This window comes from Brevibacillus panacihumi (assembly GCF_003710985.1).
In the GTDB taxonomy this organism is placed as follows: domain Bacteria; phylum Bacillota; class Bacilli; order Brevibacillales; family Brevibacillaceae; genus Brevibacillus; species Brevibacillus panacihumi.
This window is the reverse complement of record NZ_RHHT01000027.1, coordinates 132,704-156,499: the sequence shown is the minus strand read 5'-3', so window position 1 is coordinate 156,499 and position 23,796 is coordinate 132,704. Positions and strand designations below refer to the sequence as shown.

Below are 23,796 nucleotides of genomic sequence, written 5' to 3'. Positions count from 1 at the left end.
CTCTAGCATGTTATTAGATTACGGTATCCTCCTAAAAAGCACAAGTGTCTTTTTAGAGCGGACACAACACTTTCACTCCGATCCCACATATTCGCTTGCCGATTGTGCATAGTAACAAGGCATAGCTACGATTTGTAACGCAGACAAATGGGATAAGGAGAGAAAAGCATGAACAAACAACTTTCGTTCATTCTGCTGGCCTGCCTCTTCCTGCTGCCCTGCCAGACAGAGATCGCCCTGGCAAAAAAAGAAAAGGATCGGGATTACTATGAGGCGAGAGGTGAAATCGTCTGGGAGGTGCCCACGAACAAAAAGGTGATTGCCCTGACCTTCGACGATGGACCTGATCCGGTCTATACCCGCCAGATCGCGGAACTGCTGAAACAATACAAGGCCAAAGCGACTTTTTTTGTCGTCGGCTCCCGGGTCAAAGCACATCCTGGCGTCATTCAGCAATTGGCAAAGGATAAGCATGAATTGGCGAACCACACTTACACGCACCCTGATCTCCGCCGTATTTCTCCCGGCAAGCTGAGAGATGAAGTATTGGCGACCCAACAGGAGATCTTCAACAGCACGGGAATCGAGTCTCATCTGTTCCGTCCTCCTGGCGGCTACTACAGTGAGTCCCTGGTAAATGTGGCAAAGGAAACCGGCTATTTGGTCGTCTTGTGGTCATGGCATCAGGATACGCGGGATTGGAGCGATCCGGGTGTGCAAAAAATCGTCGACAAAGTGTTGAACAATGCGCGTAACGGCGATATTGTCCTGTTTCACGATTATGGCGGGAATCGCAAGCAAACAGTCGACGCTTTGCGTATGGTCCTGCCGGAGCTGCAAAAACGCGGCTATGAATTCATCACAGTCAGCGAAATGATGAAGCTCTACGACAACACCAAAAAGGTAGGGAAGGACTAAACGCGAATAGGCTGTCCCTGAAGAATCGGGACAGCCTATTTGGTATGCGTGCTACGCTTATTTTTCTGCTTCCTTCGGCTGATCGGCCGAGGCTGTATTCTCGGACTGCTGTTGCGGAGCCGGAGCATCTTTCTTTTGCATGAAGTCCGTAATCATTTTGTTCATATCCAGACCGGAGACATCCTTCAGCATCTCAGGCAACTGCGCCATCAGCTTGGTGACGTTGCCGCTCAAGCGGTTGATGCCGTCTCCCTGGCCGCCCCCCGCATCGACGATCGTAACCTTGTCGATCGCTTTGATCGGCTCGGCGATTTTTCCTGCCAATTCCGGAAGCATTTTGGAGACAATGTCCAAGACAGCAGCGTGACCGAACTTTTCGAAAGCTTCTGCCAGTTTTTCCTTCCCTTGCGCTTCTGCTTCCAGCTTCAGTCTCGTTACCTCTGCCTCTGCCGTACCTTTGGCTCTCTCCGCTTCCGCGACTGCCAAGCCCTCCAGGCGTTTCTGTTCGGCGAGCGCCTTGGCCTCTGCCTCGATACGATAACTGAGAGCATCTGCTTCACGCAGCTTTTTGGCTTTTTCCGCCTCGGCTGCCTGCTCGACCGAGTAGCGTTCCGCGTCCGCCTTTTTCTTGACTTCTGCGTCATACTGCCGCTCGCGGCGCAGAATTTCCTTTTCCTCCAGCTCGATTTCCTTCTGTTTGCGGACGAGCTCAATCTTCATTTCCTCTTCGGTAACCTGCTGCTTCGCTACGGCTTCCTGCAGCTTGTAGGCTTGGTCCGCGCTTGCTTTGGCCTTATCCTGTTCTTGTTTGAAAGACGCGACCTTCAATTCTTTTTCCTTTTCGGCTTCAGCGATATTCGTCTCTTTCAGCACCTCGGCCTTGCGCGCTTCTTCCTCTGCCTGTGCTTGCCGGATCCGCGCTTCTTTGTCGGCATCCGCCTGGGAGATCATCGCATCGCGCTTGACCGCAGCAATTTGCGGAATCCCCAACGCAGCCAGGTACCCGTTTTTGTCGCGAACATCCTTGATCGTGAAGCTCACGACGGACAGACCCATTTTTTTCAGGTCCTTGGCCGCCACACTCTGTACTTCCTGCGCAAAGCGCTCGCGGTTTTTGTAGATTTCCTCGACAGTCATACTTCCCAGGATGGCGCGCAGATACCCTTCCAGGACCTCTTGCGCCTCTGTTTTGAGAGCCTCGTCTGTCTTGCCCATAAATTGCTCGGCAGCCGTCGCAATATCTTCAATCGAACCGCCGACCTTGATGATAGCTACCCCGTCTGCCATGACAGGAACGCCCTGTTCTGTGTATACCTCCGGAGTGGAGACGTCAAGCTTATGTGACAGAAGACTGAGAAAATTCGCCTGTTGGAAAATAGGCAGAATAAAGGCGCCGCCGCCGCGTACAATCTTCATCTTGCGCCCTGATTCGTCAGACAGCACGTTTTTGCTGCCGAGATAGCTTCCTGTAACAATCATGGCTTCGTCGGCGCCTACTGTTTTGTACCGGGCCCAAAACGCGATTCCCAGTACCACAAAAACCAGCACGATGACGGCCGCTACCATGAGGACAGGTGAATCCATTAGATCCATGCTTAATCCTCTCCTTTTTCATGATCTCCCGGGAAAGGGGTGACGTACAGGACATGGTCTCGCACCTCTACTACGACGACACGCGTGCCAGCCGGAATGCTCTCTTTCTCCATGCTGGATGCCATGTGGTAAGTCGTTCCGCTCACCATCTTGACCAGCACTTCGCCCAACCCTTCGGAAGGAATCGTCGTCCCTACTTCCCCGATTTTCCCAGCCAGTTGGCTCATGGAATAGCCTGTTGACGTTTCCGCCTTGTCCATGGGTTTGATCCAGAGAAAATACGCTGCCACCGCAAGCAAAGCTCCTACTACGGCGGAAAGCAGAAAAACAGCGAGACCGGACCATGCCGTCAGTCGAGTCAGCAAGAACCCGACTCCGCCAAACGCGGTCAAGCCGCTCACGAGCAGAATCGGCTGCAGAACCGGCAGATGAAGCTCACCCAGCATGTCGGATATGGCATCACCTAAAAGCAACGTCACAAGTGCGTAAATGAGTCCGCCAACCAAACAAATGAGGTAGATCATCTCCATTGTGCCCATCATTGTCACCCCTTCCCAATTTTGTCTCTATTTTTCATACGAATCACGACAAAAAAGGTTGCGAAATCGCCACATTTCGGCGAAATTCTTCCTGGTTTTTCCATTTTACAGAAATTTACAATGAATATTTTCGATTTCACGAAACAAAATAGCAATATTCCTTCTCCAGGAGGTTTTGCTATGAAATGGGATGAGGAATTGGCCAATCGGCTAGGCGGCAGCTCTGATTTTCAACGTTACGAGCTTGGCACGGAGGAAAAGCAGCTCCTCTTTTTTTATCTCGACAGTCTGGTAGCCCTGTCCTATATCCAAAACCATCTGGTAGACAAGCTGTTCCAAGATCAGCATCCCTATCCCCTGACAGCCGTCCATACGGTAGATGAAGCTGTCCAAGCCATATTAGAAGGATTCATTGTCATCTGGTCGCCGTCCGAGCAGACCGCCTATAAAGCAACCAGCAAAGGCTTGGAAACAAGAAGCATACAAGAGTCCGAGAACGAGAGCAATCTGCGCGGCCCACGCGACGGTTTTGTGGAATCTCTCAGCACCAACTTGTCCTTGATTCGCAGGCGGCTTCCGAACGCTGATCTACACATTCACATTCGGGAAATCGGGCGGCAGACAAAAACAAAGGTAGCCCTGCTGTACGTCCAGGGGATCGTCCAGCCAGAGGTTCTAAACGAGGTTCGCAGCCGACTGGACACGATCGACATTGACCAGGTTCTCGACAGCGGGATCGTCGAACAATGGATAGAGGACAACTTGTACTCTCCGTTCCCGCAGGTACAAAATACCGAGCTGCCGAACAAGGTTTTGCACGCCATATTGGAGGGGCGCGTCGCCATTATGGTGGATGGTTCTCCTTTCGTCCTGATCGTCCCCGTTACCTTTTCCATGCTCTTTCAGGCTCCTGACGACTACTATGACCGCTGGCTGATTGGAAGCGCGATTCGCATCATTCGTGCTGTCGGCGCTCTGGTAGCCCTTTTTTTGCCAGCTCTCTACATCGCGCTTATTTCCTACCATCCCGGAATGATTCCGACGCAGCTCGCCCTGAGCATTTCCGCCACACGTGCTGAAGTGCCGTTCCCCTCCTTGGTAGAAGCGATCGCCATGGAGGCCACCCTGGAGATGTTGCGTGAGGCTGGGTTGCGCTTGCCCAAGATGCTGAGTCAGACAGTGGGGATCGTAGGCGGACTGGTGATTGGTCAAGCCGCTGTGGAAGCAGGGATTGTCAGTCCCGTCCTAGTGATCGTCGTCGCCATCACCGCTATCTCGACTTTTCTCGTCCCCGCCTACAACGCCTCGATTGCCCTGCGGATGCTCCGCTTTCCCATGATGCTTTTGGCCGGAAGCCTAGGGCTGTTCGGATTGATTCTGGGCGCAATGTTGATCCTGGCCCATCTCGTATCGCTCAAGTCGTTTGGCATCAACTACTTTTCTCCTATCGTCCCTTATCGTCCAAAAGACTGGAAGGATTTGCTCGTCCGTGCCCCGCTTCCTTACCTGAAGGAGAGACCGGAAATCCTGCATTCGTTGAACCCAAAACGGATGAATCTCCAAAAGCGCAAGAAAGGGTGGTAGCGATGATCAAAGATAAATTGACCGGCACGCAAGCGTCCCTGCAAATGTTTGCCGCAATGGTAGGAGTGGGTGTCCTCTCCTTGCCGTCCGGATTAGTTCGCAGTGCAGGGGTGGACGGATGGCTCGTGATTCTTCTTGCCGGAGGTTATGCTGTCATTGCGGTGTCGATCATGGCCTACCTGGGCAATCGCTTCCCGGGCAAAGGCATTATCCAGTACGCGCCGCTGCTCCTTGGACCTGTTCTAGGCAGATGCGTTTTGCTGGCTTTTCTTCTCTATTTTTTGATGTTCGTCGGCACGATTGTGAGAATGTCCGCCGATGTCACGAAGCTGTTTCTGTTAGATTTGACTCCGGTAGAGGTAATCGTGCTCGGCATGCTGGTTACCAGCACGTATCTGATTCTGCAAGGAGTGAACGCCATCGCTCGTTTCAATGAATTTATCCAGCCTCTCGCATTGTTCGCCTTGTTGCTAGTGCTGACGCAAACCTTGCGCGAGACCGACTTCGGCAGGCTTCTCCCCGTCCTGGGAGAAGGGATTCAACCTGTCCTGCAATCATTTCCCAGCGTCTTTTTTTCGTTGCTAGGTTTTGAGATTTTGCTGTTTCTCCATCCCTTTATGGAAAATCCGTCTCGTGGGCTGCAATCTGCCATCCTTGCCATCGGGATGACCGTTGTCCTCTACGCACTCCTGACGATTCTGAGCATTGCCCTGATGGGAGCCGCCGAAGTAAAGCTGATCGAATATCCTGCGCTTGCCATCATCAAAAGCATTGAAGTTCCCGGCTCGTTTATTGAAAGACTGGATTCGGTCATGATGATGGTCTGGGTGCCTTTTGCTGTCACTTCGATTGTCATGTTCCATTACTGCGCCAGTCTGATCACGGCTCAGTTGCTAGGTTTGCAGGACCATCGTGTCGTCTCTTTGCTTTATGTACCGATCGTGTTTTTGATCGCCGTTCTTCCTCGCAACGTACTGGAAGTGGAAAGATGGAGCCAATGGACAAGCTGGCTCGGTGCCGGGCTGGTCAGCCTGGTTCCCCTGTCATTGATCGTGGCGTACAAATGGAGGGCAAGGAGGGTATCGTCGACGTGAAAATCCGCCCGCTTCTCTCGTTATTCTTTCTGTTGCCGTTCCTGCTGGCTGGCTGTTGGGACAGGGTCGAGATTCAAGACCGGCTCATCGTAATGGCGGTCGCGATCGACAAGGTGCGTACGGAGGATGAGAAGCGCAATTTCTATGAATTTACAGCACAGCTGACAGAAGCACAGGCGTTGTCGGGCCGAATCAGTACCCCGAATATCTCTCCGGTATGGAATGCGAGTGCTACCGGGCCGTCCATTTTTGAATGCATTCGCATCTTGACCACCCGGGTAGCGCGCCAGCCCTACTACGATCACTTGCAGATCATCATCATCGGCGAAGAATTGGCGAAGGAAGGGATCGATCGCGCACTCGACCTGTTTTATCGCGATCATGAATCCCGCCCCAAGATCAAGCTCGTGATCGCCAAAGGCAGGGCAAGGGAAGTCCTGGATCTCGACCCCAAGCTGATGCCCATCTCGGGAAGATACATCAGCACATTGATGGAGGAAGGCGAGGCCAAGACCGCCCGATTTCCCAAAACCTCTACGATCGGGCAGTTTTCCAGCTACTTTCACGGGGGTGCAAACTGTGTCCTCCCCGCTCTGCGCATCGAAAAGCGAGAAGCCAAGATGGCTGGCGGAGCCATCATGCGCGGAGATCGACTCGTCGGCTGGCTGTCCGATCAGGAGGTCAAGACGCTGCGTTGGCTCAACGGCACATTTACCGCAGGAGATGAAGTCATTGTAAAAAATGGGCCCGAACAGGAGAGAAACGTCACCACATTCGAGGTGCGAGGCGCGCGCTCCAGCGTCAAATCGGAAATCCGCAATGGAATTCCTGTCTTCACATTCTCCATTCGCGGGGAAGGATCCCTGGCGGAGGACGGATTCGATCATAAGCCCTCTTTGAGGAAGTTGAAAGAGCGCGAAAAGGAAATCAGCAGAAATATCAAGGAAAACGCCGAAAAGCTAATCGTCAAAATGCAAAAAAAGAAAGTCGATATCTTCGGTTTGTATGAAGAAATGCGCCGTCATCAGCATCCGTACTGGAAGCAGCATCGGAATAATTGGGACGAAGTGTTTCAACATGCCGACATTCACATCGATGTCGTCACCTATATTCGCAGGTTCGGACAGTTCAAGTAACGACAAAGTGCATGACCAACACGATAGCAGAGAGAATGAGACAGGTATAACCTCCCCCTTTTGCCAAAGCTGCGTCCCGGTTCATCTCGCGGCTTTGGTAGGCGGGATGGTAGCCGAAGCGCAGCACCAATCCCGTAATCAACAGAACCAGCGTCAAATAATAAGAAGTGAGGGATTCGATAAACCCGATAACCAGCGAAAACCCCATAGTCCCCCTCCTTTTTTAACGTCATTGGTAGTATGATCCGGGATGCATCCTGTTATAGCCAACTGCCATTAAAATGAATGCAAAACACGAGCCAATCGACGTATCCCTTCCTGGATGCCGGCTTTGCTCTCCCAAGAATAGGTGAGTCGAAGCCAACCAGCCTCCGCACCGTATACACCTCCGGGGGTGCAGACTACTCCTTCGCGGATCATGGCATCCAAAAGCTCTTCTTCATCGATGGGCCTATGCAGTCTGCACCAATAATGAAAGCTGCCCTCCGGGTCATTCCATGACAAGAAGCCACCCGCCTCCCTCTCCAATGCATCCAGCATGGTCTGACGCTGCTCCAGCAAATAGGAGGACAGACGTTCCATTTGGGCCGACCAGCTTGCGTCTTCCAGGAAAGATGCAGCAAGCTGCTGCGAGATGCTGCTCGTGCCAAAATCCATCTGCTGTTTGGCGTCAGCAAGTCGCTCGATGACGGATCTGGGGCCTGCCAGCCATCCGATGCGCAAGCCGGGAGCAACCGTTTTGGACAGACTGTTCACGTAGAGCACCACGCCGCTTTTATCGATCGCTTTGATGGGCAGGGGAGGCTTGGCTCGCCCATGCAGCGTGAGTGCGCCGTAGGCATCGTCTTCTACAAGAGGGAGGCGCAGTTCCTGACAGATCTCCAATACATGGCGCCGACGGGACTCGCTCCAGACGATCCCCGTCGGATTGTGGTAGGTCGGATTGACGAAGACCATGCGAATCTTATGCTTTTGATGAAGAGAGCGAATCTGCTCAGGCAGGACTCCCTCTTCATCCATCGGCAGCCGATACAAGCGCAACCCTGCAGAGATAAAGAGCGGCAAGGAATAAAAGTAGGAAGGTCCTTCCATCGCGACCGCATCACCGGGACTGAGCAGGCACAAGGAGAGAAGATGAAGCGCTTGCTGCGCCCCCGAGGTCACAAGAATCTCCTCAGGCGAAGCAGTTATGCCGTATTGGGTGCGCAGATGAACAGCCAGGACCTCCCGCATCTCCGGACTTCCCTTGGGATGCGCATAGCCGAGCGAAAGCCCCGCTTGATGAAGGCTGGACAGACGCTCCAGCGGCATCGCGGCAATCATGGATGGAGACAGTTCCGCCTTTGCCAAATTGATGATGCCGGGTGCAAAGCACGCTTCTCCTATGCGCTTGCTCAGGGGATAAGCAGGCAAAAATGCCCCTCCATGCGTATATTTGTGCCAATTCGGTATCTGCTGCACGCCCCAGAGATGGCGGCTCACCCAAGTGCCGCTTCCCTGCAAGGATTGGAGCAGACCGGATGCCCGCAGCTCCTCGTAGGCTGCCGACACCGTCCCCCGGTTCACTCCGTAACGTCTTGACAGAGCCCGCTCGGCCGGCAAGACCGTTCCCGGGGGCAGCTCCCCGTCGATGATCTGCCGCTCCATATGTTTTGCGATCTGTTGATAGACAGGCTCACTGCTCTGCTTATCCGGTTTCCACTCCACTTCCAACACCGCCCTTTTTGTTCTCCTGCACCTTTCATCTTGAAGCTTTTCGACAAATTGGCCTACCCATCCTGCAACCAATTGGCTCTTTGCTTTCTGTCAAGCCGGTTCTAAGATGAGAGAACAGTACACATGTACGTCTCAAATAAAGGATGGGATCCAAATGTTGCATGCCGAAGCAAAGGCAAAAGAAAAAAGCAGCCTGTCAGTCGAACACGCAGGTATACTTTACGGCTTGTTGGGTGTTTGTAGTTTTAGTCTGACCCTTCCCTCTACCAGACTCATTGTAGATGTGCTCTCCCCTGCTTCTGCCGGATTGGGACGCTCTTTGGTGGCAGCTTTGCTGGCGGCGATGCTATTGGCAATCAGACGCGTGCCCTTTCCCCGTTGGCCGGAAATCAAACAGCTTTTTCTTGTCGCCGCAGGAGTGGTGTTCGGCTTTCCGTTTTTCTCTGCCTGGGCGATGGAACGCGTACCTGCCTCGCATGGCGCCATTATCATCGCACTCTTGCCCTTGGCTACGGCAGGGGCAGCTGCCTTTTTTTCCGGTGAACGTCCTTATCGCCTGTACTGGCTCTCCAGCATCACGGCTTGTGTCACGATTCTCGGTTACGCCATCAGTTCCGGGATGGGGGCATTGCAATGGGCAGACCTAGCCTTGCTTGCTGCCGTCCTCTCAGCAGCGATAGGCTACGCAGTTGGCGGAAAGCTCTCGCGGACCCTGGGAAGCTGGCAGGTCATTAGCTGGGCATTGGTGCTTGCCTTTCCCTTTTTGGTTGTCCCCATCGCAGGCCCTCTGCTGGAAGAATTGCAGCAGGCGACCTGGTCCACCTGGCTTGGCTTTGGCTATGTGAGCGTCATCAGCCAATTCCTCGCCTTCTTCGCCTGGTATCACGGGCTTGCCATCGGCGGGGTTGCCAAGGTGGGGCAAATCCAGTACGTCCAGCCCTTTCTGACGATGCTGGCCTCATGGCTGCTGCTGGCAGAATCCATTACAGCAGGGGGCATTATCGCCGCCTTGATCGTGGTTTTTGCAGTAGCGAAAGGACGAAGTGCAGTCGTGAGAACCTCCTGACAGAAGTGCAACGAGCGGCGCATGCCGTGCCGCTCAGCTTTCCTGCGCCTCCCACACGTTTCCATGATAATCAGGAGAATAGTCCGCTTCTGACAAGGCTCCCCATACCAGATTTTTCACTTTGCCCTGCAGGGATGGCAAAGTCCTCCACTCCTCCAGCGGAACCCAGCCCGCCCACTCGATTTGCTCATCCTCCAGCCCCCCAGGGATCGGCTCAGTCTGTTCCCCCACCAGTCTGGCTAGCACCCCGATGCCGACCGTGTGCTTCCCTTCCCCTGCGTGGTCGATCCGATCATCGACCCAAAGCAGGCGCTCCATCTCTACCAAGAGACCTGTTTCCTCCCATACCTCCCTGCGTGCCGCCTCTGCAATCGTCTCCAGAAACTCGATCTGACCGCCAGGCAGGCTATAGCCTTCCCTGCTGCTTCTTTTTTCCTTTATCAGCAGGATGCTTCCCTGGTGCTCAACTACTACCGTTACTCTCAAGCCGATCGTCTTCATTCTGCTCCATCCCTCCTCCAACGACAGGGTGACGCATCAAATCAAGAGAATCTACACCAGCTCGGACAAACAACTCCTCCAGCGCAGCAAAACCATGCCTCTCCAAAAATTCAGCCTCATCCCGCGCGATCGCATGCAGCATCAGCAAACGAACAACCACGCGGCCATCGGTAAAGTAATCAAAGCCCTCTTCTTCAAAATCAAGCGGCGCAGCCATCACGTATTGCAGAATCGACTTCTCTGCCACAGGCTGCTCCAACCGATAGACAGAGCCGGTCTGTATGCGCTCCCTGCCTTCCTCCCACTGCCTGATGATCTGCGCCGAGACAGCAGCCAGATGCGCCACGATCTGCGTCTCGAATCGGTAGGAATACATCACACACTCGCTCTCCCCCGTGCGATGCAGCTCCAATGTCACGTAGCTCCACCAGCCCCGCCTTTTGGTCGGGGGGTAGACCGCGATCAGCACATCTGCTGCTTCGTATTGGTACAACGAAGCTTTTGCTCCAAACAGCGTATTGCAATGTTGAAGCAGTTGTCCTGCCATTATCATATGCATGTCCCCGTCCCAATCAGAAAAAAACTTTCTTTATCCGCTAGTATACCTCAGCACTTGACGGCTTTCATCCTGTCCCGTGGGTCTCGATGGCGGTAGAGCAACGAGGAGCCCCTTCTGGCTGGTCATACAAAAAGAGAGTGTCCCGCAGCCATTGGCTTTGGAACACCCTGCTCTCTTGAGCATCGTATCCTTGTGTATCCTACTCATTTCCAGCTGCAGGAGCTGGAGCAGGACCGGCTTTTTCTGATTGCAACGAGCTTTCTAATAGACCTTGCGCTTTCTTAACCTCCTCTTGTGTCAACGGTTCACCTATTTCAAAGCTGCTGATGATTTTTTCAAGAGTGACAGAGTCAAAATCCTCCCGGGCGTACAACTCTACCGTGTATCCTTCATTCTCCCAAATCACAATCCCGTTTGCGAAATAGACTTTCTTCCCAGCAATAACTTCTGTTTTGACTTCACCTGAGGTTCCGATGCCGTTTTCACCACCATGAGAGATCAGGAAATTTGCCGTTTTTTCATCTTGCTTGTATTGGACCTCCACCATCGATTTGCCGTGAATGACAGTGTTGACATATGCAAAATCAGCCACCCATGAAGGCGCCGGGAAATTCATGCCTGTTGCCAAACGAGCTTCTTGCAGCGTAAGCTTGGGCTGAATCGGCAGTTCAACCACATTCGATACGGCTTCGCGATCCTGCTCGACCGATCCGGCTGTTTCAGAAGGCGGCAACTCCTTGTCGTATTGAACAATCTCCAAATTCCCCACCTGGAAACGCGCCAGGATCGATTGGATCATTCCCTGTGCGTATGAGTTCGTTGAAAGCGCACCGCCAATGAAGATGATAGCTGCTGTTGCTGCAGCAACCGTTTTCCATTTTCTTTTCATCATCGATATCCCGTCCTTTTTCGTATGTTGGGGTTGAATCGTTCCCGTCTCCATCTTGTTTACCAGTCGCTTGAAAATGCGCTCTTTGGCCAAATGGTTATCGAGCTCCATATCCTCAAGCAGATGAACTACCCTCTCAAATGACTTCGGATCACGTTTTTCACTCATCTCGATCCCTTCCTACCTCCAAATATTTACGCAGCTTGTTTATGATCCTGTAGACGACCACACCAATATTTGACTCGCTTACACCCATTAGCTCTGCAATTTCTGAATTTTTCAGACCTGCAGCGAATTTCATTGCGATGATGTTCCGTTCTTTATCACGCAGCTTGACCATTGCTTGAAACATCGCCTGATGTTCGTCATCCCGAATTGCCAACTCTTCGGGGGATGGTTTCGACAGAATCAACTCAGTAATAGAATCAAGCGAAAAATGAAATCTTTTTTTCCGTGAGCGAAAGTAATCCGTGACCGTGTTTCTGGTAATCGCAAACAGCCATACATCAAACCTGGCTTTTTCTTCTGAGAAGGTGTGGTATTTGGTAATGACTGTTTCAAAAACCTGGCTGCAAAGATCTTCTGCCTCGTAATGATTGTTAATCCGATAGCAGATATACTTGTATACACGGTTGAAATACATTTCGTAAATCTGAGAAAACTCATCTGTGGTCAAAACGTCCCCGCCAAGTTTGTCTTCTCGATTCTGTAAAATTTCAAAATTAACTCGAGCGCTCTCCAATTCCTTCCCTCCTTTCACTAAGTAGGCCTACCTAGGAAATTTACATATGTTAATACGTCGGTACAAGAAAAGCATTAACAATGAAAAAAACCCGTGTCGGCGGGTCTTTTGTCATGTGCTTGTCCTTCTCCCGCTAGCTGCTCGAATTCTTTCAAATCATCCATACAGTCTTACATATCTTTTTGCTAAAATGGAACGAAAGAAGGGGGTTACATTTTGGACACTTCCAAATTCCAATCATGGGTCAAGGAATATTATGAATCAAGAGGCTGGACCGAACTTGATATTTTCGTGCGCATCGGTTTTTTAGCTGAAGAAACAGGAGAAGTCGCAAGGGCAATCCGAGCATTAGAGGTTGGCCGCGATCGACCTGATGAGGACACGAGAACACATGAAGAGTTAAAGCAGGAGCTGGTCGAAGAATTAGGGGATGTTTTGGGTAACGTGATTGTGATTGCCAATAAATATGACATACCCCTTGAGGATATTTTTGAATCTCATCGAGACAAATTGCAAAAACGTTATCAGGGTAATCAATAGTTCCGGCTGGTTGGTTATTCGTGGATGCTGCTCTCAAAAACAAGGACTGCGATGTCCTTGTTTTTTTATTGCCTCGAGTGGTCTTTTTTTAAAAATAAAACACAGCTAATTTGGCATCCTATACCCAAGGAGGTGAGGCGCAATACAGTCACATGAGGGTAATCTCATATGGTCAAGGGCAGGGAAGACAAATTGATAAAAAGTACAGCAATTGAAAAAATAGTGTGGAGTATTGCTCTACCGGGATTTGGTCAATTATTAAACGGTAAGTTTTTAAAGGGATTAACGTTGCTTGGTCTTGAATTCATCATCAATCAGAAATCCCATCTAAACCAGACCATCATAGCGAGTTTTCAGGGAGAAATCCCGATGGCCATTCGAGTAACGGATTATCAGTGGCTTATGTTTTATCCGTGTGTGTACATGTTTGCCATATATGATGCGTACCGGGATACCCTTTCAGGCGATACTCCCCCCTACTCGTTTTTTCCATTTGCCTTCGCAGCTTTTTTCGCGACAATTGGCGTTATTTATTCCCCTAATTTCCGTACTTTTGGAGTGTTATTGGGTCCTGTATGGCTGCCGATCATATTCTGCTTTATCGGTATTCTCATAGGGAATGCTATAAAGATTGTTTGTCGAAACAAGCTTCCTCCTCCAAGCATCCATAAATAGGAAACATATTTCGACCCATTACTGGTGAGAATGTTAATCAGAAATTGTTCGACGGAGGGATTATTAGTGGAAACCATAGTGGATGAGCAAACGAGTGGATCAGAGCAATCCGATCTATTGGCTCAAGAAAATAATAATAAATTGTCTTCTGCCGAGCAAGGCAAGCTTTGGGCAACGTATGTTGGAAATACCATGTCGGTTTGCGTGTTGAATTATATGCTGAAGCATGTTGAGGATCAGGAAATAAAAAGCATTCTGGAAAATGCATTGCATTTGTCTGAAGAGTTTGTACAAACGATCCACAAGATCTTTGTTCAGGAAAAGTTTCCGGTCCCCGTAGGATTCACAAATGAGGACGTCGATTTAACAGCGCCAAGATTATTTGAAGATGAATTTTACCTGCACTACTTGAAATATGTTGCCAAGGCGGGAATCAGTCTATACGGAATCGCAGTTCCATTGGTAACAAGAGCTGATATTCGACAGTTCTTTACGTATAGCATGGACCAGACAGTGAATCTCATTAATCAGGTCACCACTGCCTTGCTGAAAAAAGGATTTTTAACGAAACCACCATATATACCTTATCCAGAAACTGTGGATTTTGTAGACAAGCATAGCTTTCACAATGGTTTTTTTGGTCGTATCAGGCCGCTGCAAGCCCTGGAGATTACACATCTATACGATAACGTTGAAAACAATGCGACAAGCAAAGCGGTTTTGATTGGCTTTAGTCAGGTGGCAAAATCCAATCAGTCAAAGGCGTATTTTCGCAGAGGGTTGGAGATTGCCACCAGCCACTACGAAACGTTCAGCGGAATCATGCAGGAGGCTGGTTTGACTGCTCCCTCCATCATCGACCAGCTGGTGACCACCTCCACTACTGCCCCCTTTTCTGATCGCTTAATGCTGTTTCATAAGATGGATATGTATGCGGTTCGAATAAGAGCTTATGGAAATGCCCTCTCTATGTGCGCCAGACATGATGTGGCAGCCAAATACATCGCCTTTTTGGCGGAAGTCGGAAATTACGCCGAGGATGGATCGAATCTCTTGATTAAAAATGGTTGGCTGGAACAGCCGCCTCAAGCTGTCGATCGAAAAGCCCTTGCCTCCAACAGGCATTAAGTGCCCCCCTATTCATACGATGGCCCCCTGACCTGATACGGTTAGGGGGCCATTGTTCATCATTCAATAAAATAAAAATACGTGTCCGAGCGGCTTGCACGCAAGCGTGAAAGCCGCAACAAACACGTATCTACATGTTATGGGCAAAAAACGGGCAAACCCGCTTTCAGAAGCCGGAAACCCTTGTGGCGCAAGGGTTAACCGATACTTCCCTCCATCTCGAATTTGATGAGACGGTTCATCTCTACCGCATACTCCATCGGCAATTCTTTGGTAAACGGCTCGATGAAGCCCATGACGATCATCTCGGTCGCTTCGGCTTCGGACAAACCGCGGCTCATCAGGTAGAAGAGCTGGTCTTCCGATACCTTGGATACAGTCGCTTCATGCTCCAGCGTGATGTGGTCGTTCATGATCTCGTTGTACGGAATCGTATCCGACGTAGAGAGCTTGTCGAGAATCAGCGTGTCGCATTTGATGTTGGACTTGGAGCCTTCCGACTTGCGTCCAAACTGCGAGAGGCCGCGATACGTTACTTTTCCGCCATCACGGGAGATGGACTTGGAAATGATGGTGGACGTGCAATCAGGCGCCAGGTGGATCATTTTCGCACCCGCGTCTTGGTGCTGTCCTTTTCCTGCTACCGCGATGGAAAGAACGGTACCTTTGGCACGAGGTCCTTTCATGATGACCGCAGGATATTTCATGGTCAGCTTGGAACCGATGTTGCCGTCGATCCATTCCATGTTGGCGTCCGCGTACGCAACTGCACGTTTGGTAACGAGGTTGTATACGTTGTTGGACCAGTTTTGGATCGTGGTATAACGGCAGCGCGCGCGTTCCTTGACGATGATCTCTACGACTGCGGAGTGGAGGGAATCCGTGCTGTAGATCGGAGCCGTACAGCCCTCTACATAGTGGACGAATGCGTCTTCGTCAACGATGATCAGCGTACGCTCGAATTGTCCCATGTTCTCCGAGTTGATGCGGAAGTATGCTTGCAGCGGAGTTTCCACTTTTACGCCTTTTGGCACGTAAATGAAGGAACCGCCGGACCATACCGCAGAGTTGAGCGCTGCGAACTTGTTGTCTGCTGCAGGGATGACTGTGGAGAAATACTCCTTCACGATATCCGGGTACAGCTTCACAGCGGAATCCATGTCGCAGAAGAGGACACCCAGCTTCTCCAGGTCTTCCTGCATGTTGTGGTAGACGACCTCAGACTCGTACTGAGCGGATACACCGGCGAGGAACTTCTGCTCGGCTTCCGGAATCCCCAGCTTGTCAAAGGTAGCCTTGATCTCTTCCGGCACCTCATCCCAGCTGCGTCCTTGCTTCTCAGACGGCTTGACGTAATAGGTGATGTTGTCGAAATCAAGATCGTCCAGATCGCCGCCCCATTTTGGCATCGGGAGGCTGTTGAAAATGTCCAATGATTTCAAGCGGAATTCCAGCATCCATTCGGGCTCTTCCTTGATCTTCGAGATTTCCTCGACGATCTCGCGAGTCAGACCCTTTTTGGTACGGAATACGGATACGTCCTTATCGTGAAAGCCGTACTGGTAATCCTGTATTTCAGGGGCTTTTTTTGCCATCGTGATTCACTCCTTTATCTTCACATGCTTATGCCTCATGACTATTCCTGACCTGATTGTTTAATCCCCTGCTCCAGCGCTTTCCACGCCAGTGTCGCACACTTGATGCGGGCTGGGAACTTGGCGACGCCGGACAATGCCTCGATGTCGCCCAAGTCAATCGAATCATCGATCTCCTTGCCCTGCATCAGCTCGGAAAAACGATGCGCCAGCTCGAGAGCTTCCTCTACGGACTTTCCTTTCACTGCATCCGTCATCATCGATGCGGAAGACATGCTGATCGAGCAGCCTTCCCCGAGAAACTTGGCATCGGTGACTTTGCCGTCCTCTACCTTCAAGGACAGGGAGATGCTGTCGCCGCAGGTAGGATTGTTCAAATTGACGATGAGACCTTCTGCTTCTTCCAGCTTGCCTCGATTGCGCGGCTTCTGGTAGTGGTCCATAATGACACGGCGGTACAGATCATCAAGAGAAGACATTGCCAAAATACTCCTTCGTCTTCTTCAACCCCGCCACGAATGCATCCACTTCATCCTCTGTATTGTACATATAGAAGCTTGCCCGTGCGGTTGCGGTAACGTTCAGCCAGCGCATCAGCGGTTGTGCGCAATGATGTCCGGCACGAACGGCAATCCCGTAGCTGTCCAGCACGGTCGACAAATCGTGCGGATGTACCCCGGCCAGGTTGAATGTGATTAAACTGCTGCGGTCCTGCTGCGGGCCGTAAATGGTCATACCTTCGATTTCGCGCATCTGCTCCATCGCATACGCCACCAGCTTCTTCTCGTGGCGCTCGATGTTGTCCATGCCGATCTCCTCCAGGAAGTCGATCGCGGCTCCCAGACCAATCGCTCCTGCGATGATCGGCGTACCTCCCTCGAACTTCCAGGGAAGCTCTTTCCAGGTAGAATCATACAGCTCGACGAAATCGATCATCTCTCCGCCGAATTCCATCGGCTCCACGCGCTCCAGCACTTCACGCTTGCCGTACAGGACACCTACACCTGTCGGGCCAGCCATTTTATGGGCTGAAAACGCGTAAAAATCGCAATCCAGATCCTGAACGTCGATTTTTTTATGCGGAGCGCCCTGGGCGCCGTCCACAAACAGAAGGGCGCCGTGCTGATGGGCGATCTGAGCAATCTCCTTGATCGGGGTAGTATCCCCCAATACGTTGGAAATATGGTGGATCGCTACGATTTTTGTGTTATCCGTAATGGTATCTCTAACAGCATCGAGTGTTACCGTGCCGTCCTCTGCCAGAGGAATGAACTTGAAAGTAGCTCCGGTCGCCTTGGCAGCCTGCTGCCAGGGGATGAAGTTGGCGTGATGCTCCACTACGGTGGTCACGATTTCGTCTCCCGGCTTGAGAACGGCGCGCGCATAGCCGTAAGCCACTGTGTTTACCGCAGATGTCGTACCGCGTGTAAACACAACCTCCGCCGCTTCACGAGCATTGATGAAGGCGCGCACTTTCTCGCGTGCGCCTTCATAGCCGTCCGTCGCCAAGCTGCCCAAGGTGTGTACCCCACGGTGTACGTTGGAGTTGTACTCCTTGTAGTATTTATCCATCGCTTCGATCACCTGGATTGGCTTTTGCGAAGTCGCGCCGTTATCCAGGTAGACCAGCGGATGTCCGTTTACTTCCTGATGCAGGATGGGGAAATATTTCCGAAGCTCCTTGGCGTCCATTAGCCTAACTTCCTTTCCAGAGCCTGGCGAAGTCTGTTCTGTACTTCTTCGATCGGAATCTCAGCTACCACCGGATCAAGGAATCCGAGAATAATCAGCCGTTCTGCTGCCTGGCGGGAGATCCCGCGTGACATCAGGTAGTAGATGGACTCTTCACTGAAGCGGCCTACGGATGCCGCATGGCCTGCCTTGACGTCATCCTCGTCGATCAACAGGATCGGGTTGGCATCGCCACGCGCTTTATCGCTAAGCATCAGAACATTTTCCGCCTGCTCACCGTTTGCTTTTTCGGCACCTTTTTCGATTTTGGTAATCCCGTTCAAAATGGAGACGGCTTCCCCTGTCATAACGGCCTTGCTCACCATGTTCGACTCGGAGTGAGTTCCGATATGCTGAACCTGGGAAGTCAGATTCTGACGTTGGGAACCTGTCCCGACCGAGATCGTCTTGGTCTCGGCTGTGGAAGCCTGACCTTTGAGGATCGTGGTGTTGTTTGCCACGGTATTTCCATCGTTCATCTCACCGAGAATCCATTCCATTGAACCATCGCGGTCGACAGTGGCGCGGCGGAAGCTGTAGTCGTGCACATCTGCAGATAAGGAACGGACGGAAGCCACCTGCACCGAAGCGCCAGCGCCGACGAATACCTCGACGATGCTGTTGGCTACCATGCTGCTGCCTTCGCCGGAAACGAAGGAATCGACATAGACTACCTTGCTGTGCGCTTCAGCCACGATCAGCACATGCGGGCTGACGAGCGCGTCATCCCCGGCTACTTCGAACACTGCTTGCACAGGAACCGTCATTTCTACGTTTTTCGGAACGTAGAGGAAGACCCCTCCGTTGACAGCAGCTGCATGCAGCGCAGTCAATTTGTGCTCGTCGTAGGCGACAACCTGACCAAAGTATTTTTCCACGAGATCTCCATGTTCCCGCAGAGCGGTGTGTAGCGGAGCGAAAATGACGCCTTGCTGCTTCAACTCGTCGCTCGCTGCGAAGAACGGGGTGGATGCGTTTTTTTGCACCAGCAGATTGTTTGCGTTGTCCAGGTTGATCTGGCCCTGAACCACTTCATCCAACTCCTGAACCGATGCCACTTGGGGGCTAGTTTGGAATGGGACGAACTGCTGCGTATTCCATTTATCAATTTTCGTTTTCTCCAACACAGGCAGTTGCAACTCACCCGCTGCCTTCAAGCCGGCAAGACGCTTTTCCAGGAACCAGGCAGGCTCCTGATTGGCCCGGGAGAACTCGGTGATCGCTTCTGCGTCAAAGCGGAGTTGTATATCCACACTCATTTCACTGCTGCCTCCTTCTTCCTACACGTTGGCGTTTACGGTTTCGTCCTCGATGCCGAGCTCTTCCTTGATCCAGTCGTACCCTTCCGCCTCGAGGCGCTCAGCCAGCTCTGGTCCGCCGGATTTGACAATACGGCCCTGCATCATCACGTGTACGAAGTCAGGCTTGATGTAGTTCAGCAAGCGCTGATAGTGGGTGATGATCAAAAAGCCACGGTCAGCCGTGCGCATTTCATTTACGCCATTCGCTACTACTTTCAAAGCGTCGATGTCGAGACCGGAGTCGATCTCGTCGAGAATACAGATGCTTGGTTCGAGCATCATCATTTGCAGGATCTCGTTGCGCTTTTTCTCCCCGCCGGAGAAGCCTTCGTTCAGGTAGCGGTGGGAGAAGGACTCATCCATTTCCAATGTGCCCATTTTTTTGTCCATCTCACGGATGAATTTCATCAGGGAGATCTCATTGCCCTCGCCGCGGCGCGCATTGATCGCGGAACGCAGGAAGTCGGAGTTGGTTACACCGCTGACTTCAGACGGATACTGCATGGCCAAAAAGAGTCCAGCGCGAGCCCGCTCGTCTACTGCCATATCCAGCAGGTCTTCGCCGTTGATCAGAACTTCGCCTTCTGTTACCTCGTACTTCGGATGTCCCATCAAAGTTGAAGCCAGGGTGGATTTCCCTGTTCCGTTCGGACCCATGATCGCGTGTACTTCGCCGCCCTTGATTTCCAAGTTCAAGCCTTTGAGGATTTCTTTGTCCTCAATCTTGGCGCGAAGGTTTTTTATCTGCAAATGCGGTATTGCTGTCATCTGTTTTTCCCTCCATAACGTCAAAAGTGAGTTGGTTTATTCTCAATCCATTCTCAATACCCATCTTATAATAAGAATAATTATAAATCAAGGAATGAAACATATCTGTAATTTTTAAATCATTATATTTAGAAAGTCCTTCGTTTGTTATAGACTCCTGTACCTCCTTCCTACGAAAAAGAATGCCTCCCCTAGCAGCAGTTTAGCCGCTTGAAGAGACATTATTATCTTCATCAGGTTCCGGACTTTTTCAGTTCAACCCCATTTTTTGATCGATTGTTGTATTCATGCTCCCAAAAATCGGCGTCCTCCACTCCTGCAACTTTCGGGTCAAAGACCGGATCCAATCCTTCCCTCTTCTGTCTCTCGTAGTCTTTCAACACCCGCAGAGCCGGCTTGGTAAGCAGCAGAATGGCGATGATGTTGAGCCACGCCATGCTGCCGACTCCGATGTCCCCAAGCGTCCATGCCAGCTTGGCAGACTTCACGCTGCCGTAGATGACCATGCCCATCATGACCAGCTTCAACGCATATTCGGTCCACACCCGTCTGACTCGGTTGTTCAGATAGGCCAGGTTGGTTTCAGCCATGTAATAGTAGGCCATAATTGTCGTAAATGCGAAGAACAACAGCGCGATGGCGACAAATGGCGCACCGAACCCTGGAAGTACCGCTTCTACGGCATTCTGCGTGTAGATGGGACCTGGCTCTACAGCTCCCAGCTTGTTCACGATCGGGTTCATTCCTTCCGGCTCGACATTGTACATCCCGGTGATCAGGATCATGAAAGCTGTAGCCGAACAGACAAACAATGTGTCCACATAGACGGAGAAAGCTTGTACGATCCCTTGCTTGGCCGGATGGGATACCTCTGCAGCAGCGGCAGCATGCGGAGCCGTCCCTTGTCCCGCTTCATTGGAGTAGATGCCGCGTTTGACGCCCCACATGATCGCAGCGCCGAGAATACCGCCAAAGGCGGCATCAGTACCGAACGCACTTTGGAAAATCAGAGCGATCATCCCGGGAAGCTCCGAAATATTGAGAAAAACAATCAGCAAAGCCACGAGAATATAGCCAAACGCCATGAAAGGCACGACAACCTGTGCAACATTCGCAATTCGCTTGACTCCGCCAAAAATGATCAATCCCAATATAATCGCCAGGAAAATACCCGTAATCCACGGATTGGTGCCAAATGCGGTGTTCATCCCGGAAGCGATGCTGTTGGCTTGAACTCCCGGAAGAAGTACCCCCGTAGCGATCACAGTAACAACGGCAAACAAAACAGCGTACCACTTTGCCTTCAAGCCCTTTTCGATGAAATAGGCCGGTCCCCCGCGAAATTGTCCGTTCCGCGTGGTTTTATACACTTGTCCTAGCGTGGCTTCAATAAAACCGGTGGCGGAACCGAGAAACGCCATGACCCACATCCAGAAAATCGCTCCAGGGCCCCCGTAAGCAATTGCCGTTGCCACACCGGCAATATTTCCAGTCCCTACCCTGCCCGACAAGGCGATGGACAATGCCTGAAAGGATGAAACGCCTGCATCCGAGCTTTTTCCGTCAAACATGAGCCTGATCATGTCCTTTAGATGGCGCACCTGGAGAAAACGAGTAGTAATCGAATAAAACAAGCCTGCTCCTAAACAAAGATAAATAAGTGCCTGACTCCAGATCATATCATTGAGCCAATTGACGAACTCCTCCAAAAGCGATCCCTCCTATTTCTTATCGTTTTTGCCTATATTCTTTTCACTATTATAGAGAGTATTTTCACTATTATAAATATTATCTAAAAATAAACTGTTAAAATATGACTAATATACTATTTTTACCCGAAACAGCAAAAACGGTTAGACCATGGTGTCTAACCGTTTCGGATTCTCGTTGAATCAGTCTATGCTTTTGGACCTGCCTTGGCAATCTCTGTTGCCTCAGGGAACTTTTTCTGGAAGTTTTCGATAAAGCGATTCGCCAGGTCTTTGGCTTGCGCATCGTAAGCTTCTTTGTTTTCCCAAGTGTTGCGCGGCTGCAGAACATCAGCCGGTACATTCGGGCAAGAAGTAGGGACCTGTACGCCAAAGACAGGGTCTGTTACGTACTCTGCCTGCTCCAATTCTCCGCTAAGGGCCGCGGTTACCATCGCGCGGGTATAGCTCAGCTTCATGCGGGATCCCACCCCTACAGGGCCACCTGTCCAGCCGGTGTTGACGAGGTATACCTGCACGTCGCGCTCATCGATCTTTTTCCCGAGCATTTCCGCGTACACGACAGGGTGAAGCGGCAAGAATGGAGAGCCGAAGCAAGTCGAAAATTCTGTTTGCGGTGCAGTGACGCCGCGTTCTGTGCCTGCCATTTTGCTGGTGTAGCCGGAAAGGAAGTGGTACATCGCTTGCTCGCGGCTCAGCTTGGAGATAGGAGGCAGTACGCCGAACGAATCAGCTGTCAAGAAAATGATGACATTCGGCTGTCCGCCTACTCCAGGAATCACAGCTCCTGGGATCGCTTCTACAGGGTAAGCGGCACGGGTGTTCTCGGTGTATTTGTCACTGTCGTAGTTGGCTGTACGTGTTTGTTCATCCACGTCTACGTTCTCCAGGACCGTACCGAATTGGATCGCCTTCCAGATCTGCGGTTCGCCTTCCTCGGACAGCTTGATGCATTTTGCGTAGCAGCCGCCCTCGATATTGAATACGCCATTATCAGACCAGCCATGCTCATCGTCACCAATCAGGAAGCGGTTCGGGTCAGCGGACAAAGTCGTTTTGCCAGTACCGGACAGCCCGAAGAACAGCGCTACATCTCCGTCTTTGCCGATATTGGCCGAGCAGTGCATGGAAAGCACGTTGCGCTCCGGCAACAGGAAGTTCATCACGCTGAAGATCGATTTCTTCATTTCTCCCGCATACTCGGTTCCGCCGATCAGAACCATCTTTTGCTCAAAGCTGAGCACGATGAACGTCTCCGAATTGGTTCCATGAACAGCCGGGTTCGCTTTGAAGCTCGGTGCATATACTACAGTGAATTCTGCTGTGTGAGCAGCCAATTCTTCTGCCGAAGGGCGAATAAACAGTTGACGGGCAAACAGATTATGCCATGCAACTTCGTTCACAACACGGATTGGCAAACGGTATGTCTCATCTGCACCTGCAAAGCCGTCAAAGACAAACAGCTCTTTGTCCTGCAGATAAGCCATGACATCCTGATGCAAAAGTTGGAATTTTTCTTCAGAGATCGGTTGGTTGACCGGACCCCAGTTGATTTTATCGTGTACAGAAGCTTCGTCCACAACGAATTTATCCTTTGGCGAGCGGCCTGTAAACTTGCCTGTCAGCGCGTTGAGCGCCCCTTTGTCGGTCAAAATCCCTTCGCCACGCTTTACTGCCATTTCTACGAGCTGGGTTACAGGGAGGTTGAAATGAACCTCTGTAGCTGCCAGAATGTCAGAAAGCTTGTGTGCCGTTTTGGTTTCCATGTGTGAACGGTCTCCTTCCCAAATGTGTACCTGTATAGTAGCATTTCATTATCCTCTTGATTTGTAATTAGTATATCACATTTAGCCAATTAAGCTACATAATTTTATAATTTCTTATGGAGAATGTGTGACTGCCTGTCTTAGTTTGTCCGGGTGGAGAAAAACATATAAAAAAGATGCCGTTGTTGGAGGCTTCAGTGGCGGGGAGGAAAAAGCGGGAAACGCTCTAGCGGGTTGGGATCTTTG

23 protein-coding genes are annotated in these 23,796 nt (G+C 51.2%); 8 read left to right on the top strand and 15 right to left on the bottom strand.

The window, feature by feature from the left end:
* The first annotated feature begins 168 nt into the window (after positions 1 to 168).
* Entirely contained in the window at positions 169 to 918 is a 750-nt protein-coding gene (locus EDM58_RS13255) for a polysaccharide deacetylase family protein (protein ID WP_122913748.1), read from the top strand.
* 57 nt (positions 919 to 975) lie between these two features.
* On the opposite strand, the gene EDM58_RS13250 is transcribed toward EDM58_RS13255, so the two are convergent.
* Both EDM58_RS13250 and EDM58_RS13245 read right to left on the bottom strand, forming a co-directional pair.
* Entirely contained in the window at positions 976 to 2,511 is a 1,536-nt protein-coding gene (locus EDM58_RS13250) for a flotillin lipid rafts scaffold protein FloT (RefSeq protein WP_425455619.1), read from the bottom strand.
* A gap of 2 nt (positions 2,512 to 2,513) precedes the next feature.
* A complete protein-coding gene (locus EDM58_RS13245) occupies positions 2,514 to 3,053 on the bottom strand; it encodes an NfeD family membrane protein (RefSeq protein WP_425455618.1) in 540 nt (179 codons plus the stop codon).
* Positions 3,054 to 3,230: 177 nt separating this feature from the next.
* Between EDM58_RS13245 and EDM58_RS13240 the strand changes: the two genes are divergently transcribed.
* Genes EDM58_RS13240 through EDM58_RS13230 form a run of 3 tightly spaced genes read left to right on the top strand, consistent with a single transcriptional unit; the run spans position 3,231 to position 6,864 of the window.
* Positions 3,231 to 4,634, top strand: coding sequence for a spore germination protein (locus EDM58_RS13240; protein ID WP_122913747.1), 1,404 nt, complete (start codon positions 3,231 to 3,233; stop codon positions 4,632 to 4,634).
* Between the two features lie 2 nt (positions 4,635 to 4,636).
* Positions 4,637 to 5,728, top strand: coding sequence for a GerAB/ArcD/ProY family transporter (locus tag EDM58_RS13235; protein ID WP_122913746.1), 1,092 nt, complete (start codon positions 4,637 to 4,639; stop codon positions 5,726 to 5,728).
* Entirely contained in the window at positions 5,623 to 6,864 is a 1,242-nt protein-coding gene (locus EDM58_RS13230; protein WP_122913745.1) for a Ger(x)C family spore germination protein, read from the top strand. The genes EDM58_RS13235 and EDM58_RS13230 overlap by 106 nt, the downstream gene beginning before the upstream one ends.
* Here the strand turns inward: EDM58_RS13230 and EDM58_RS13225 are convergent.
* A complete protein-coding gene (locus EDM58_RS13225) occupies positions 6,857 to 7,072 on the bottom strand; it encodes a CLC_0170 family protein (protein ID WP_122913744.1) in 216 nt (71 codons plus the stop codon). The two genes, EDM58_RS13230 and EDM58_RS13225, sit on opposite strands and share 8 nt — an antisense overlap.
* 68 nt (positions 7,073 to 7,140) lie before the next feature.
* Complete coding sequence (locus EDM58_RS13220) at positions 7,141 to 8,580, bottom strand: aminotransferase-like domain-containing protein (protein WP_342769015.1); 1,440 nt, start codon at positions 8,578 to 8,580, stop codon at positions 7,141 to 7,143.
* 154 nt (positions 8,581 to 8,734) lie between these two features.
* On the opposite strand from EDM58_RS13220, the gene EDM58_RS13215 reads away from it, so the two are divergent.
* Positions 8,735 to 9,646: a DMT family transporter gene (locus EDM58_RS13215; RefSeq protein WP_122913743.1), complete on the top strand. Its 912-nt coding sequence runs from the start codon at positions 8,735 to 8,737 to the stop codon at positions 9,644 to 9,646.
* Positions 9,647 to 9,679: 33 nt separating this feature from the next.
* Here EDM58_RS13215 and EDM58_RS13210 read toward each other — a convergent pair whose 3' ends face one another.
* The 4 genes from EDM58_RS13210 to EDM58_RS13195 all read right to left on the bottom strand — a co-directional run bounded on the left by EDM58_RS13210 (position 9,680) and on the right by EDM58_RS13195 (position 12,337).
* Positions 9,680 to 10,147, bottom strand: a complete 468-nt coding sequence (locus tag EDM58_RS13210) for an NUDIX domain-containing protein (protein ID WP_122913742.1) — start codon at positions 10,145 to 10,147, stop codon at positions 9,680 to 9,682.
* Positions 10,110 to 10,706 (bottom strand): suppressor of fused domain protein, encoded by a 597-nt coding sequence (locus EDM58_RS13205; protein WP_246000710.1) that lies wholly within the window; start codon positions 10,704 to 10,706, stop codon positions 10,110 to 10,112. Before EDM58_RS13205 ends, EDM58_RS13210 begins: the two co-directional genes overlap by 38 nt.
* 199 nt (positions 10,707 to 10,905) lie before the next feature.
* Positions 10,906 to 11,763 carry a hypothetical protein gene (locus tag EDM58_RS13200; RefSeq protein ID WP_122913740.1) on the bottom strand — a complete coding sequence of 286 codons (858 nt, stop codon included), beginning with the start codon at positions 11,761 to 11,763 and terminating at the stop codon, positions 10,906 to 10,908.
* On the bottom strand, positions 11,756 to 12,337 hold the full coding sequence (locus EDM58_RS13195; RefSeq protein ID WP_122913739.1) for a sigma-70 family RNA polymerase sigma factor: 582 nt from the start codon (positions 12,335 to 12,337) through the stop codon (positions 11,756 to 11,758). Before EDM58_RS13195 ends, EDM58_RS13200 begins: the two co-directional genes overlap by 8 nt.
* 216 nt (positions 12,338 to 12,553) lie before the next feature.
* Here EDM58_RS13195 and EDM58_RS13190 point away from each other — a divergent pair, with 216 nt between their 5' ends.
* The 3 genes from EDM58_RS13190 (at position 12,554) to EDM58_RS13180 (ending at position 14,680) form a co-directional block, all read left to right on the top strand.
* Entirely contained in the window at positions 12,554 to 12,877 is a 324-nt protein-coding gene (locus EDM58_RS13190) for a MazG nucleotide pyrophosphohydrolase domain-containing protein (RefSeq protein WP_122913738.1), read from the top strand.
* Positions 12,878 to 13,045: 168 nt separating this feature from the next.
* Positions 13,046 to 13,552 (top strand): hypothetical protein, encoded by a 507-nt coding sequence (locus EDM58_RS13185; RefSeq protein ID WP_183187501.1) that lies wholly within the window; start codon positions 13,046 to 13,048, stop codon positions 13,550 to 13,552.
* A gap of 66 nt (positions 13,553 to 13,618) precedes the next feature.
* Positions 13,619 to 14,680: a DUF3231 family protein gene (locus EDM58_RS13180; protein WP_246000709.1), complete on the top strand. Its 1,062-nt coding sequence runs from the start codon at positions 13,619 to 13,621 to the stop codon at positions 14,678 to 14,680.
* 197 nt (positions 14,681 to 14,877) lie between these two features.
* Here the strand turns inward: EDM58_RS13180 and sufB are convergent, their stop codons facing one another.
* The 7 genes from sufB to pckA all read right to left on the bottom strand — a co-directional run bounded on the left by sufB (position 14,878) and on the right by pckA (position 23,550).
* Positions 14,878 to 16,275, bottom strand: coding sequence for a Fe-S cluster assembly protein SufB (sufB, locus tag EDM58_RS13175; RefSeq protein WP_023558335.1), 1,398 nt, complete (start codon positions 16,273 to 16,275; stop codon positions 14,878 to 14,880).
* Positions 16,276 to 16,316: 41 nt separating this feature from the next.
* Complete coding sequence (gene sufU, locus EDM58_RS13170) at positions 16,317 to 16,754, bottom strand: Fe-S cluster assembly sulfur transfer protein SufU (protein ID WP_023558337.1); 438 nt, start codon at positions 16,752 to 16,754, stop codon at positions 16,317 to 16,319.
* Positions 16,741 to 17,967: a cysteine desulfurase gene (locus tag EDM58_RS13165; RefSeq protein WP_122913736.1), complete on the bottom strand. Its 1,227-nt coding sequence runs from the start codon at positions 17,965 to 17,967 to the stop codon at positions 16,741 to 16,743. Before EDM58_RS13165 ends, sufU begins: the two co-directional genes overlap by 14 nt.
* Positions 17,967 to 19,265 (bottom strand): Fe-S cluster assembly protein SufD, encoded by a 1,299-nt coding sequence (sufD, locus tag EDM58_RS13160; protein WP_122913735.1) that lies wholly within the window; start codon positions 19,263 to 19,265, stop codon positions 17,967 to 17,969. Before sufD ends, EDM58_RS13165 begins: the two co-directional genes overlap by 1 nt.
* Before the next feature lie 21 nt (positions 19,266 to 19,286).
* Positions 19,287 to 20,075 (bottom strand): Fe-S cluster assembly ATPase SufC, encoded by a 789-nt coding sequence (gene sufC, locus EDM58_RS13155; protein WP_122913734.1) that lies wholly within the window; start codon positions 20,073 to 20,075, stop codon positions 19,287 to 19,289.
* A 233-nt stretch (positions 20,076 to 20,308) separates the two neighbouring features.
* A complete protein-coding gene (locus EDM58_RS13150) occupies positions 20,309 to 21,784 on the bottom strand; it encodes an alanine/glycine:cation symporter family protein (protein WP_148039324.1) in 1,476 nt (491 codons plus the stop codon).
* Between the two features lie 188 nt (positions 21,785 to 21,972).
* Complete coding sequence (gene pckA / locus EDM58_RS13145) at positions 21,973 to 23,550, bottom strand: phosphoenolpyruvate carboxykinase (ATP) (protein ID WP_122913733.1); 1,578 nt, start codon at positions 23,548 to 23,550, stop codon at positions 21,973 to 21,975.
* Positions 23,551 to 23,796 lie beyond the last annotated feature (246 nt).